The organism is Citrobacter sp. W9 (assembly GCF_026719375.1).
Lineage (GTDB): Bacteria > Pseudomonadota > Gammaproteobacteria > Enterobacterales > Enterobacteriaceae > Citrobacter > Citrobacter werkmanii.
On sequence record NZ_JAPPTE010000001.1, the window covers coordinates 615,847 to 629,258 of the forward strand.

A 13,412-nucleotide genomic window follows, 5' to 3' on the forward strand; every position below is an offset into this window, starting at 1 on the left:
CCTTTAGTTTTGTAGGGTTAAACACTGAATGCTGGTGCGAGCAGCGGCTTGCGGGTACAGCCTGGCGACATTTGCCAGTAGAGGGAGCAGGCCATTTGAATCGCGGTAATACTCAAACTGGTTCGGTAACAGAATTCTTTTACCCTGGTCGTCCAGCTCCCGGTATTTGAGCCAGTTATGGATATCGAACTGGCTGGCGCGAGAGAGCCATCCACCTGAACCGACGACTTTGCGTACGGTGGTGAGATCGCGACCCATCTGTAAATCCACGTTACCCACGCAGGTGCAAACCTGCTTTTTAGTGCCCGCGTGGCGCTCAGCGGCATAGCCCACGCATAAACCTGCCAGCAGAGTGTCGAAATATTTCTCCTCCTCGCTGAGTGGCAGGTAATCCGGCTGCCCAACCAAATGACGCAGGTAGCGGTAAAACGCTTCCTCGCGCTGCGGCTGTTGGGCGAAGATGACTTTCACCATTTCCTGTGTGCTTTCTCCCACCACGACGGCGGAAACGCGCATTCCCAGGTCGCCTTCAACGGTACGTTTGACGAAAGGTTCTGGAACGCCATGCAGGACGGTATCGGGGGAGAGGGTATTCGCGCTGGCCGAATAGACATCCGTGGTGGCTCCGCCCATATCAATCAGCATGAATTCCTTCCATGCGCTGTCGTAATCGCTAATGGCTTTGACTAACTCATATACCGTCCATGGCGTCGGCATTGGCTCTTCGCCTGTTTCACCGACAATGACATCCAGACCTTTGCCTTTCACAATGCGTGACAAAAACACATCACAAATCGCTTGGCGTGCGGCAAACGGATTCGGGTGATCGAGATCAGGCAGAATGTTGTCTACCGTGGTCAGATCCTTGTGCCCGAGAATCGTTTGTATTTCATCCTGAATGTCCCGGTTTCCTGCGTAGATAATGGCGCAATCCAGCTTCGAGTCTGCCAATGCACGCGCATTCGCCAGACCATAGCTTTCTTCTCCACCGTCTGTACCGCCGGTAAATAACAGGATGTCCGGTGGTGATGATTCCAGCTCCTGTATGTCATGACGGTTCAGCTTGTACGAATAATATTGCGCGATTTTCGCTCCTGCCGAATGGGCGGTAACTTTTGCCGATTCCAGCGTAATGGAGGGCACCAGTCCCATCGCTGCAACGGCGAGCCCACCTTTAGCCGAGGAGGAGTATTTCAACTGCACTTCACCACTTTTCAGTAACGGGCGAGCATCGGCAACATTCAGCACCTGATTCAGGCTGGCAAAAAAACCGTCTGCCAGATGATGTGTGGTGGTTGGGGTCAGGACATGGTTTACCAGGGTTAACTCCTCGCCTTCATGGGCGAAGAGGGCTGCCTTGGTCCAGGTCGAGCCGATATCGACAGAAACTGTTTGCATCAGATAGCCTCTTCCAGGCAACGCTGTTCGAGGCCATTGTGTTGGTGAATATCATTGGCGATAAGCGCACAGACATCTTCCAGATCGTGGCTGGGGGCGAAGACGCGGTTAAATCCCATCTCTTTAAACTTCACTTCCACATCGGCGAAGTCATGTTTGCCTACAACCAGGTTGCCGCCGACGTACAGCAGAATGTCACCGAGTCCGCGTTCGATGCAGCGTTCACGTAACCCGAGGCAGTCGATGTCACCATGTCCGTAAATAGAGGACACCACGATGGCATCGGCGCCTGTTTCGATCGCGGCATCGATATATTCATCCTGACTCACCATCACCCCGAGGTTGATTACGTGAAAATCATGCGCAGTAAAAACGCGATCCAGAACTTTATTGCCTACTGCATGGCAGTCAGCACCGATAACGCCAATAACAAGTGTAGATTTTTTCATGGGTAATCCTCTGTAGGGCTGATGGTCAATAAGTGAAAATACTTTTCTAATATTCAGAGCTTGGATTGTGACAACCTTTTAATAGGGTTGGAGTTTCTGTGGAAGAGAAAAAGGAAGCAATTGATCTATTTTCAAAATATCCTGACAAAAATGATTGTTATATTTATTCTCATAAAAATGTGTTTTTAATCATGTGCTTACTATGTGTTTTTTGTTCTGGTTTTAATTTTTTAGAAAATCGAGTAATAAATAACTTGCCATGTTTGTGATCAAAATCTTATTTTGTTGGGCGCGTCATTCAGGTAACAATTTTAATAATTTCAAAAATTCCCTTCACTAAATAACTTGTGAACAACCTAACGGTTTTTTATTTATTAATCTTATATGTCACAATTATTCCTTTGTTAAATTTAGGATAAAAATGATAATGAATTGTTTGTGGCATATTTAATCTTTGCCACAGAAGCGAAGACGCGACGTGAACGATAACTTATGGTGATGACAAAAGTGACAGGCGGACTTTCTGCGCCAGAACGCTCAATGCAATGCGTTGGCCAATGGGGAGCGTTTCCGCTTCCAGTTGAGATAGTTACATCACGGTGTTAATTATAAGTAAAAATAAAATGAATAATTTGTATGAAATAACTATTCCACGCCTTGCTAAACAAAAAACTGTGAGCTACCCAGCAATAGTGACTCTTTATCTGCTGGCAATTTTATTTGCCTGGTTGGTTAAAAGACCGTGTAGATTTAAATAAATATCCTATCATTTATAGTAACGACAAATACTCATTGAAAAACATGTTGTTAACATGGTGTTCACTAGTCCTCGTAGTGTTAAACACCATTAACAACAAATTTGAAAATTGATTTAAATCAAAGTTTAAAACTTGGAAAACATCGTCAAAAGAGGTTAAATTGCTGCAGATCAAATTGGTCTGAAAGTGGTAAATTAGCTATAAATTGATCACTATCGAAAAATGCAAATTTGTCTCGATAAAAACCTGTTTATTGTAAGGATTTTACGGCGTAATATAATTGCGGGATCAATTTGAGTGTTTTATTAACATGTTTGTAACCTTTCATCATTGTCTTTTCTTCAAATGAGAAGAATGAACGGCGGCGGAAGGAAGCAGATAAATTTGTATTGGGGCATGCGTGTGACCCTTTCTAACGGGGTTCACTCTCGGAGTCTTCATGCGATGAGCAAGGAGTCATGATGTTAGATATAGTCGAACTGTCGCGCTTACAGTTTGCCTTGACCGCGATGTACCACTTCCTGTTTGTGCCACTGACGCTCGGTATGGCGTTCTTGCTGGCCATTATGGAAACGGTCTACGTCCTTTCCGGCAAACAGATTTATAAAGATATGACCAAGTTCTGGGGCAAGTTGTTTGGTATCAACTTCGCTCTGGGTGTGGCTACCGGTCTGACCATGGAGTTCCAGTTCGGGACTAACTGGTCTTACTATTCCCACTATGTAGGGGATATTTTCGGTGCGCCGCTGGCTATCGAAGGTTTGATGGCCTTCTTCCTCGAATCCACCTTTGTAGGTCTGTTCTTCTTCGGTTGGGACCGTTTGGGTAAAGTCCAGCATATGTGCGTCACCTGGCTGGTGGCACTGGGTTCTAACCTGTCCGCATTGTGGATTCTGGTAGCGAACGGCTGGATGCAAAACCCAATCGCCGCGGATTTCAACTTCGAAACCATGCGTATGGAGATGCTGAGCTTCTCCGAACTGGTGCTCAACCCGGTTGCCCAGGTGAAATTTGTTCACACGGTGGCATCAGGGTATGTCACTGGTGCGATGTTCATTCTTGGCATCAGTGCTTATTACATGCTGAAAGGCCGTGACTTTGCGTTCGCAAAACGCTCCTTCGCGATTGCTGCCAGCTTTGGTATGGCGGCTGTGCTGTCTGTTATCGTGCTGGGTGATGAATCCGGTTACGAAATGGGCGACGTACAGAAAACTAAACTCGCCGCTATTGAAGCTGAGTGGGAAACTCAACCTGCTCCTGCTGCGTTTACTTTGTTCGGTATTCCCGACCAGGATAAACAAGAAAACAAATTTGCGATTCAAATTCCTTATGCGCTGGGCATCATTGCCACCCGCTCTGTTGATACACCGGTCATTGGTCTGAAAGACCTGATGGCGCAGCATGAAGAGCGTATCCGTAACGGGATGAAGGCGTATCAGCTGCTGGAAGAATTGCGTGCGGGGTCAACCGATCAGGCTGTTCGTGACCAGTTCAACAGCATGAAGAAAGATTTGGGTTATGGTCTGCTGCTGAAACGCTATACGGACAACGTCACCGACGCAACCGAAGCGCAAATTCAACAGGCAACGAAAGATTCTATCCCTCGCGTTGCGCCGCTGTATTTCGCTTTCCGTATCATGGTGGCGTGTGGCTTCTTGCTGCTGGCCATTATTGCGCTTTCCTTCTGGAGCGTCATTCGTAACCGCATCGGTGAGAAAAAATGGCTGCTGCGTGCCGCGCTGTACGGTATTCCACTGCCGTGGATTGCTGTAGAAGCTGGTTGGTTCGTCGCCGAATATGGCCGACAACCATGGGCAATCGGCGAAGTATTACCAACGGCGGTGGCAAACTCATCGTTGACAGTAGGCGATCTGCTGTTCTCCATGATCCTGATTTGTGGCCTGTATACCCTGTTCCTGGTGGCAGAATTGTTCTTAATGTTCAAGTTTGCACGCCTCGGCCCGAGCAGCCTGAAAACCGGTCGCTATCACTTTGAGCAGTCCAATGTGACTTCTCAGCCGGCACGCTAAGACAGGAGTCGTCAAATGATCGATTATGAAGTATTGCGTTTTGTCTGGTGGCTGTTGGTCGGCATTCTGCTGATTGGTTTTGCGGTCACTGATGGCTTCGACATGGGGGTGGGCATGCTCACCCGTTTCCTCGGTCGTAATGATACCGAGCGTCGAATTATGATTAACTCCATCGCCCCGCACTGGGACGGTAACCAGGTTTGGCTCATCACCGCGGGTGGCGCTCTGTTCGCTGCCTGGCCGATGGTGTATGCCGCTGCGTTCTCTGGTTTCTATGTGGCGATGGTTCTGGTACTGGCGTCTTTATTCTTCCGTCCGGTCGGTTTTGATTACCGTTCCAAGATTGAAGACACTCGTTGGCGTAACATGTGGGACTGGGGCATTTTCATTGGTAGCTTTGTTCCGCCGCTGGTAATTGGCGTGGCGTTCGGTAACCTGTTGCAGGGCGTACCGTTCCATATCGATGAGTACCTGCGTCTGTACTACACCGGTAACTTCTTCCAGTTGCTGAATCCGTTTGGTCTGCTGGCAGGTATCGTGAGCGTTGGTATGATCATCACCCAGGGCGCGACCTACCTGCAGATGCGTACGGTTGGTGAACTGCACCTGCGTACGCGTACCACCGCGCAGGTAGCGGCGCTGGTGACTCTGGTCTGCTTCGCGCTGGCCGGCGTGTGGGTGATTTACGGTATTGACGGTTATGTTGTGACCTCTGCAGTGGATCATCATGCCGCCTCTAACCCGCTGACCAAAGAAGTGGCGCGTGTTGCTGGCGCATGGATGGTGAACTTTAATAATGCACCTGTCCTGTGGCTGGTTCCTGCACTGGGCGTGGTTCTGCCGCTGTTGACCATCCTGACTTCTCGTATGGAGAAAGGGGCATGGGCGTTCGTCTTCTCCTCACTGACGTTAGCCTGCATCATCCTGACTGCCGGTATCGCAATGTTCCCGTTTGTGATGCCATCCAGCACCATGATGAACGCGAGTCTGACCATGTGGGATGCGACTTCCAGTCAGCTGACGCTGAACGTGATGACTTATGTGGCACTGGTGTTTGTACCGATCATTCTCATCTACACCACCTGGTGTTACTGGAAAATGTTTGGTCGCATCACCAAAGAAGATATTGAACGTAACACCCATTCTCTGTACTAAGTAAGGAGCTAAATATGTGGTATTTCGCATGGATTCTGGGAACGCTTCTTGCCTGTGCATTTGGGATAATCACAGCCCTGGCGCTTGAGCACGTTGAATCAGGCAAAGCCGGACAAGAAGAAAGTTGATGATCAACCTTATCGCGATGGTTTATGCGGTAATGGACAAGCGCCCCTTGCGGGCGCTTTCCTTTGTGCTGGCAATCGTGTTGGCTGGCTGCATATTCTGGGACCCGTCACGTTTCGCGGCCAAAACCAGTGAGCTTGAAATCTGGCATGGTTTTCTGCTGATGTGGGCTGTCTGCGCTGGCATCATTCACGGCGTTGGCTTTCGTCCTCGCGCGGTGCACTGGCAGGGCATCTTCTGCCCGCTGATCGCGGATATCGTCCTCGTTGTTGGTCTGATTTTCTTCTTCTTTTGAATAAGAAACATCCTTAAATATTTATGGGCTTGCATAAGCCCATAATTTTTTACTCTCCGTTTACTTTCCCCCATTCCAAAGCACCATTCCCGCGCGTATAGTAGCGAAGTTTGAAAGCACTAACCTTTTGTTGCATTACCGGGATGTACAGTGAAGACAGCGCGATATACAACGACATTCTTGAGGCATCGCGGCGGCAAAAACGCGAGTCACCAGGCGCTTACCAGGGTAAGCAACGGGTGTGAGTGGACGAAGCCAACAAAGAGGCAGTAAGAATGAATAAGTATATGTTTCGATGGCCGGTTCGTGTCTACTATGAAGACACTGATGCCGGTGGGGTGGTTTACCACGCCAGCTACGTCGCTTTTTATGAAAGAGCACGCACAGAGATGCTGCGTCATCATCACTTCAGTCAGCAGGTGCTGCTGGCAGAGCGCGTAGCCTTTGTGGTGCGCAAGATGACTCTTGAGTATTTTGCGCCTGCGCGGCTCGACGATATGCTCGAAGTCCAAACCGAAATTACGTCAATGCGTGGCACCTCATTGGTTTTCACGCAACGCATTGTCAACGCAGAGAACACCGTGCTGAATGAAGCCGAAGTTCTGATTGTTTGCGTTGATCCACTCAAAATGAAGCCTCGTGCGCTTCCCAAGTCTATTGTCGCGGAGTTTAAGCAGTGACTGACATGAATATCCTTGATTTGTTCCTGAAGGCAAGCCTTCTGGTTAAACTTATCATGTTGATTTTGATTGGTTTCTCAATCGCATCCTGGGCCATTATTATCCAGCGGACCCGTATTCTGAATGCCGCTTCACGTGAAGCAGAAGCATTTGAAGACAAGTTCTGGTCTGGTATTGAGTTGTCACGCCTGTATCAGGAAAGTCAGGGGCGTCGTGATAATTTGGCGGGATCGGAACAAATTTTTTATAGCGGATTCAAAGAATTTGCGCGTTTGCACAGGGCCAATAGCCATGCGCCGGAAGCGGTCGTTGAGGGGGCATCCCGTGCGATGCGAATCTCGATGAACCGTGAACTGGAAACGCTGGAAACGCATATTCCATTCCTCGGCACCGTCGGCTCCATCAGTCCGTATATCGGTCTGTTCGGTACCGTTTGGGGGATCATGCACGCGTTTATCGCGCTGGGCGCGGTAAAACAGGCAACGTTGCAAATGGTCGCACCGGGTATCGCGGAAGCGTTGATTGCGACGGCTATCGGTCTGTTTGCGGCAATCCCGGCGGTTATGGCTTACAACCGACTGAATCAGCGCGTGAACAAGCTGGAACTGAATTACGACAACTTTATGGAAGAGTTTACCGCGATTCTGCACCGCCAGGCGTTTACCGTTAGCGAGAGCAACAAGGGGTAAGCCATGGCCAGAACGCGTGGACGAGGTCGTCGCGAACTTAAGTCCGAAATCAATATTGTACCGCTGCTCGACGTACTGTTGGTGCTGCTGCTGATCTTTATGGCAACCGCGCCGATCATTACCCAGAGTGTGGAAGTCGATCTGCCGGATGCGACCGAATCGCAAGCCGTCAGCAGTAACGACGAACCTCCGGTCATTATTGAAGTTTCCGGTATTGGGCAATACAGCGTGGTGGTTGAAAAAGATCGTATGGATCAACTGCCGCCGGAGCAGGTTATTGCGGAAGCGAAAAGCCGCCTGCAGACCAATCCGAAAACGGTCTTTTTAATCGGTGGTGCGAAAGACGTGCCTTATGATGAAATAATTAAAGCGCTGAACTTGTTACACAGTGCAGGCGTGAAATCGGTTGGCTTGATGACGCAGCCAATCTGATGTCTGCGTATTGCTGGCTTGAAAGATAGCGCGTAACAGGCGAACAGTTTTTTGGGAACCGAGAGTGTCAAAGGCAACCGAACAAAACGACAAGCTCAAAAGGGCGATAATTATTTCAGCGGTGCTGCATGTCATTTTATTTGCAGCGCTGATCTGGAGTTCGTTCGATGAGCACATTGATGCTTCAGCCGGCGGCGGTGGCGGTTCGTCCATCGACGCCGTTATGGTTGATCCTGGCGCCGTTGTGCAACAGTACGACAGGCAGCAGCAACAGCAGGCAAGTGCGAAACGTGCAGAAGAGCAGCGTGAAAAACAGGCGCAGCAACAGGCTGAAGAACTTCGCGAGAAACAGGCCGCTGAGCAAGAGCGCCTGAAGCAGCTGGAAAAAGAACGTTTAGCCGCGCAGGAAAAAGTGCGCGAACAAGCGGAACAGCAGAAACAGGCTGAAGCTGCCGCCGCGAAAGCGCAAGAGCAGCAGAAACAGGCTGAAGAAGCTGCGGCGAAGGCTGCTGCAGACGCGAAGGCCAAGGCGGATGCACAGGCGAAACAAGCGGCAGATGCCGCGAAGAAAGCCGCTGCGGACGCACAGAAAAAAGCTGAGGCTGAAGCCGCTAAAGCCGCCGCTGATGCGAAGAAAGTTGCCGAAGCACAAGCCGCTAAGGCTGCCGCAGACGCCGCGAAGAAAGCCCAGGCTGAAGCCGCTAAGCAAGCTGCAGCAGAAAAAGCTGCCGCCGAAAAAGCAGAAAAAGCCGCTGCCGCAAAAGCAGCTGCTGCTGAAAAAGCGGCGGCTGAAAAGAAAGCCGCTGCGGAAAAAGCCGCTGCAGACAAGAAAGCTGCCGCTGACAAAGCTGCTGCTGACAAGAAAGCTGCGGCAGATAAAGCCGCTGCAGCGAAAAAAGCGGCTGCTGAGAAGGCCGCTGCGGCCTCGGGCGTTGACGACCTGTTGGGTGACTTAAGCTCTGGTAAGAATGCGCCGAAATCAGGTGGTGGAGCGAAAGGAAACGGTCAGCCGGCGAAAGATAGTGGTACAAGTGGTGCAAATGGCGGCGCATCTGGCGCTGATATCAGTGCTTACGCCTCTCAAATTCGTAATGCGATCCAGAGCCGTCTGTATGGTGCTGATTTGTATGCGGGCAAATCTTGCGTACTACATATCAAGTTAGCACCCGATGGTCTGTTGCTGGATGTGACCGAAGAGGGCGGCGATCCGGCATTGTGCCAGGCTGCGCTGACGGCTGCGAAAACAGCCAGAATTCCTAAACCGCCTAGCCAGGCTGTTTATGAAAAAGTAAAAGATGCCAAACTGGACTTTAAACTGTAATAACAACCCCTGAGAAATCGGGGGAAACAGTCTAAGGTTGAGACAGAGTTCTGGTAGTTTTGTGTATTTGAGTTTGTTAACATTCTGCTAAATTATCGTGGGCGTTCCGTCCAGATAAGGGAGATATGATGAAGCAGGCATTACGAGTAGCATTTGGTTTTCTGATGCTGTGGGCAGCAGTGCTGCATGCAGAAGTACGTATCGAGATCACCCAGGGGGTGGACTCGGCACGCCCGATTGGCGTTGTCCCATTCCAGTGGGCAGGGCCGGGTGCTGCACCTGAAGATATCGGTGGTATCGTAGGCGCTGACCTGCGTAACAGCGGTAAATTTAACCCATTAGACCGTTCTCGTCTGCCGCAGCAGCCGGGCACCGCGGCGGAAGTTCAACCTGCTGCATGGTCTGCGCTGGGTATTGATGCCGTCGTGGTCGGGCAGGTAACGCCGAATCCGGATGGCTCCTACAGCGTGGCTTATCAACTGGTTGATACCGGCGGCGCGCCGGGTACCGTACTGGCGCAGAACACCTATAAAGTGAACAAGCAATGGCTGCGTTACGCGGGCCATACTGCCAGTGACGAAGTATTTGAAAAACTGACCGGTATTAAGGGCGCATTCCGTACCCGTATCGCGTATGTTGTCCAGACCAACGGCGGTCAGTTCCCGTACGAATTACGCGTGTCCGACTACGATGGTTACAACCAGTTCGTGGTACACCGTTCTCCGCAGCCGCTGATGTCTCCGGCGTGGTCTCCGGACGGTTCAAAACTGGCTTACGTGACTTTCGAAAGCGGTCGTTCTGCGCTGGTTATTCAGACGTTGTCTAACGGCGCTGTTCGTCAGGTCGCTTCTTTCCCGCGTCACAACGGCGCACCTGCGTTTTCTCCGGATGGCAGCAAACTGGCGTTTGCCCTGTCTAAAACCGGTAGCCTGAACTTGTATGTTATGGACATTGGTTCTGGTCAAATCCGTCAGGTGACGGATGGTCGCAGCAACAACACTGAACCTACCTGGTTCCCGGACAGCCAGAATCTGGCCTTTACTTCTGACCAGGCCGGTCGTCCGCAGGTATACAAAGTTAACGTCAACGGCGGTGCTCCGCAGCGTATTACCTGGGAAGGTTCGCAAAACCAGGATGCGGATGTGAGCAGCGACGGTAAATTTATGGTAATGGTAAGCTCGGCTAACGGTCAGCAACACATTGCCAAACAAGATCTGGTAGCGGGTGGCGTACAAGTTCTGTCGTCAACGTTCCTGGATGAAACGCCAAGTCTGGCACCTAACGGCACTATGGTAATCTACAGCTCTTCTCAGGGGATGGGATCCGTGCTGAATTTGGTTTCTACAGATGGGCGTTTCAAAGCGCGTCTTCCGGCAACTGATGGTCAGGTTAAATTCCCTGCCTGGTCGCCGTATCTGTGATAATAAATAATTGATTAATAAAGGAATTATTGAAATGCAACTGAACAAAGTGCTGAAAGGGCTGATGATTGCTCTGCCTGTTATGGCTATTGCGGCATGTTCTTCTAACAAGAACGCCAGCAATGACGGCAGCGAAGGCATGCTGGGTGCCGGCACTGGTATGGATGCAAACGGCAGCGGCAACATGTCTTCTGAAGAGCAAGCGCGTCTTCAGATGCAGCAACTGCAGCAGAACAACATCGTTTACTTCGATCTAGACAAGTACGATATCCGTTCTGACTTCGCTGCAATGCTGGATGCGCACGCTAACTTCCTGCGTAGCAACCCGTCTTACAAAGTCACCGTAGAAGGTCATGCAGACGAACGTGGTACTCCTGAGTACAATATTTCCCTGGGTGAGCGTCGTGCAAACGCCGTTAAGATGTACCTGCAGGGTAAAGGCGTTTCTGCTGACCAGATCTCCATCGTTTCTTACGGTAAAGAAAAACCTGCAGTACTGGGTCATGACGAAGCGGCTTACTCCAAAAACCGTCGTGCCGTACTGGTTTACTAAGAGAATTGCATGAGCAGTAACTTCAGACATCATTTGTTGAGTCTGTCGTTACTGGTTGGCATAGCGGCCCCCTGGGCCGCTTTTGCACAGGCGCCAATCAGTAGTGTCGGCTCAGGCTCGGTCGAAGACCGTGTCACTCAACTCGAGCGTATTTCTAACGCTCACAGTCAGCTTTTAACCCAACTCCAGCAACAACTCTCCGATAATCAGTCCGATATTGACTCTCTGCGTGGTCAAATTCAGGAAAATCAGTATCAACTGAATCAGGTTGTTGAACGTCAGAAACAGATATTGCTGCAGATGAATAATCTTGGCAGCGGTAGCGCGCCTGCGGCGCAGTCTGCGGGTGGGGATCAGAGCGGGGCGGCGGCCCCTGCGCCTGATGCGGGGGCTGCGGCAACGTCAGGGGCTCCGGCACAAACTGGCGATGCGAATACCGATTACAATGCAGCAATCGCCCTGGTACAGGATAAATCCCGTCAGGATGACGCGATTGAAGCATTTCAGAACTTCATCAAAAAGTACCCGGACTCTACTTACCTGCCAAATGCCAATTATTGGCTGGGTCAGTTGAATTACAACAAGGGTAAAAAAGATGATGCCGCGTTCTATTTCGCTTCGGTAGTTAAAAACTTCCCAAAATCACCTAAGGCTGCAGACGCGATGTATAAAGTCGGCGTCATCATGCAGGACAAGGGCGACACAGCAAAAGCTAAAGCGGTTTATCAGCAGGTTATCACTAAATATCCTGGCACTGATGGCGCGAAACAAGCGCAAAAACGCCTTAACGCGATGTAATGACCACCATGCGACCAGAAATCGTGTTATTTCTGGTCGCGTCGTGTGATTCCTAAGCAGTTGAGTTATTTACCTCGAAATTTTTGTTGCGCTAAAATCTGAAATCAGTAATATATGCCGCCGTTGCCAAGGGATATCAAACAGCCTGAAAGCGGCGAAAAAAGTGGGTCGTTAGCTCAGTTGGTAGAGCAGTTGACTTTTAATCAATTGGTCGCAGGTTCGAATCCTGCACGACCCACCAATCGTTCTGGTGGAACGCGATAGTAAAACGTTAAGGATAACGTTGCGTAAGCAACGGCCCGTAGGGCGAGACGAAGTCGAGTCATCCTGCACGACCCACCACTAACTCAGTTAGTAAGTAGTATCCAGCGTAGTATCGGGTGATTAGCTCAGCTGGGAGAGCACCTCCCTTACAAGGAGGGGGTCGGCGGTTCGATCCCGTCATCACCCACCACTCGGGGCGTTAGCTCAGTTGGTAGAGCAGTTGACTTTTAATCAATTGGTCGCAGGTTCGAATCCTGCACGCCCCACCAACTTTAACATCGTACTCAGATGTTAAACGTGAAGGATAACGTTGCTTTAGCAACGGCCCGCCAGGGCGAGACTAAGTCGAGTCATCCTGCACGCCCCACCAATTCCTGGTGGTTCCGAGTAAAATTTTTTCAGGTGACATCCGAGCGGGTCGTTAGCTCAGTTGGTAGAGCAGTTGACTTTTAATCAATTGGTCGCAGGTTCGAATCCTGCACGACCCACCAATGTTTCTGGTGAAAGCGATAGTAAGCCGTGAAGGATAACGTTGCGTAAGCGACGGCCCGTAGGGCGAGGCGAAGCCGAGTCATCCTGCACGACCCACCATCCTGAAAGTATAAAAGAAGTAAACCCCATAAGGGGGCGTTAGCTCAGTTGGTAGAGCAGTTGACTTTTAATCAATTGGTCGCAGGTTCGAATCCTGCACGCCCCACCAGTGTAAAAAGGCGCCCTAAAGGCGCCTTTTTGCTATCTGCAATATGAAAGATTCGAACCTGCAGCAGGTTCGGGTCGAACGTAGTGAGACAACGGAGCCGTTTACGGCGACGACCCGAAGGGCGAGCGAAGCGAGTCATCCTGCACGCCCCACCAGTGTAAAAAGGGCGCTGGCGGCGCCTTTTTGCTATCTGCAATATGGAAGATTCGAACCTGCTTGCCTGATGCGCTTCGCTTATCAGGCTTACGGGTGCCAAATGTAGGCCGGATAAGACGCCAGTCGCCATCCGGTACTCATCACACGCAATTATTGTGACTTTTCCGCACTAATCCGCTATCTTGTT

At 50.4% G+C, this 13,412-nt stretch carries 13 protein-coding genes, 5 tRNA genes and 1 other RNA gene; 17 read left to right on the forward strand and 2 right to left on the reverse strand.

The annotated features are described in order from the left end of the window. Window positions 1–3: 3 nt before the first annotated feature. Both glmL and glmS read right to left on the reverse strand, forming a co-directional pair. Window positions 4–1,398: a methylaspartate mutase accessory protein GlmL gene (gene glmL / locus OOJ59_RS02840; RefSeq protein ID WP_038638930.1), complete on the reverse strand. Its 1,395-nt coding sequence runs from the start codon at window positions 1,396–1,398 to the stop codon at window positions 4–6. Beyond that, window positions 1,398–1,847, reverse strand: a complete 450-nt coding sequence (gene glmS / locus OOJ59_RS02845; RefSeq protein WP_038638933.1) for a methylaspartate mutase subunit S — start codon at window positions 1,845–1,847, stop codon at window positions 1,398–1,400. Before glmS ends, glmL begins: the two co-directional genes overlap by 1 nt. A 1,219-nt stretch (window positions 1,848–3,066) precedes the next feature. On the opposite strand from glmS, the gene cydA reads away from it, so the two are divergent. The 17 genes from cydA (at window position 3,067) to OOJ59_RS02930 (ending at window position 13,224) form a co-directional block, all read left to right on the forward strand. Next, complete coding sequence (gene cydA / locus OOJ59_RS02850) at window positions 3,067–4,635, forward strand: cytochrome ubiquinol oxidase subunit I (RefSeq protein ID WP_038638936.1); 1,569 nt, start codon at window positions 3,067–3,069, stop codon at window positions 4,633–4,635. Between the two features lie 15 nt (window positions 4,636–4,650). Continuing rightward, window positions 4,651–5,790 (forward strand): cytochrome d ubiquinol oxidase subunit II, encoded by a 1,140-nt coding sequence (gene cydB / locus OOJ59_RS02855; RefSeq protein ID WP_042309685.1) that lies wholly within the window; start codon window positions 4,651–4,653, stop codon window positions 5,788–5,790. Window positions 5,791–5,804: 14 nt separating this feature from the next. Further along, the gene (gene cydX / locus OOJ59_RS02860; protein WP_061381940.1) at window positions 5,805–5,918 is read left to right on the forward strand and encodes a cytochrome bd-I oxidase subunit CydX; all 114 of its coding nucleotides are present in this window, start codon (window positions 5,805–5,807) and stop codon (window positions 5,916–5,918) included. Then, window positions 5,918–6,211, forward strand: coding sequence for a cyd operon protein YbgE (gene ybgE, locus OOJ59_RS02865; protein ID WP_038638940.1), 294 nt, complete (start codon window positions 5,918–5,920; stop codon window positions 6,209–6,211). The genes cydX and ybgE overlap by 1 nt, the downstream gene beginning before the upstream one ends. A gap of 275 nt (window positions 6,212–6,486) precedes the next feature. Further along, entirely contained in the window at window positions 6,487–6,891 is a 405-nt protein-coding gene (ybgC, locus tag OOJ59_RS02870) for a tol-pal system-associated acyl-CoA thioesterase (protein ID WP_003831439.1), read from the forward strand. Further along, the gene (gene tolQ / locus OOJ59_RS02875) at window positions 6,888–7,580 is read left to right on the forward strand and encodes a Tol-Pal system protein TolQ (protein WP_003022976.1); all 693 of its coding nucleotides are present in this window, start codon (window positions 6,888–6,890) and stop codon (window positions 7,578–7,580) included. The genes ybgC and tolQ overlap by 4 nt, the downstream gene beginning before the upstream one ends. A 3-nt stretch (window positions 7,581–7,583) precedes the next feature. After that, entirely contained in the window at window positions 7,584–8,012 is a 429-nt protein-coding gene (gene tolR / locus OOJ59_RS02880; protein WP_003022978.1) for a colicin uptake protein TolR, read from the forward strand. 64 nt (window positions 8,013–8,076) lie between these two features. Beyond that, complete coding sequence (tolA, locus tag OOJ59_RS02885) at window positions 8,077–9,333, forward strand: cell envelope integrity protein TolA (RefSeq protein ID WP_038638946.1); 1,257 nt, start codon at window positions 8,077–8,079, stop codon at window positions 9,331–9,333. 128 nt (window positions 9,334–9,461) lie between these two features. Further along, complete coding sequence (gene tolB, locus OOJ59_RS02890; protein ID WP_038638949.1) at window positions 9,462–10,754, forward strand: Tol-Pal system beta propeller repeat protein TolB; 1,293 nt, start codon at window positions 9,462–9,464, stop codon at window positions 10,752–10,754. Between the two features lie 34 nt (window positions 10,755–10,788). Then, complete coding sequence (gene pal / locus OOJ59_RS02895; RefSeq protein ID WP_006685431.1) at window positions 10,789–11,307, forward strand: peptidoglycan-associated lipoprotein Pal; 519 nt, start codon at window positions 10,789–10,791, stop codon at window positions 11,305–11,307. A gap of 9 nt (window positions 11,308–11,316) precedes the next feature. Next, the gene (cpoB, locus tag OOJ59_RS02900; protein WP_159121159.1) at window positions 11,317–12,105 is read left to right on the forward strand and encodes a cell division protein CpoB; all 789 of its coding nucleotides are present in this window, start codon (window positions 11,317–11,319) and stop codon (window positions 12,103–12,105) included. 165 nt (window positions 12,106–12,270) lie between these two features. Further along, window positions 12,271–12,346, forward strand: a tRNA-Lys gene (locus tag OOJ59_RS02905). A gap of 137 nt (window positions 12,347–12,483) precedes the next feature. Further along, window positions 12,484–12,559, forward strand: a tRNA-Val gene (locus OOJ59_RS02910). 3 nt (window positions 12,560–12,562) lie between these two features. Then, window positions 12,563–12,638, forward strand: a tRNA-Lys gene (locus OOJ59_RS02915). 146 nt (window positions 12,639–12,784) lie between these two features. Further along, window positions 12,785–12,860, forward strand: a tRNA-Lys gene (locus tag OOJ59_RS02920). Between the two features lie 133 nt (window positions 12,861–12,993). Then, window positions 12,994–13,069: transfer RNA gene (locus OOJ59_RS02925), tRNA-Lys, on the forward strand. A 29-nt stretch (window positions 13,070–13,098) separates the two neighbouring features. After that, window positions 13,099–13,224: non-coding RNA, RtT sRNA (locus OOJ59_RS02930), on the forward strand. Window positions 13,225–13,412: the final 188 nt, after the last annotated feature.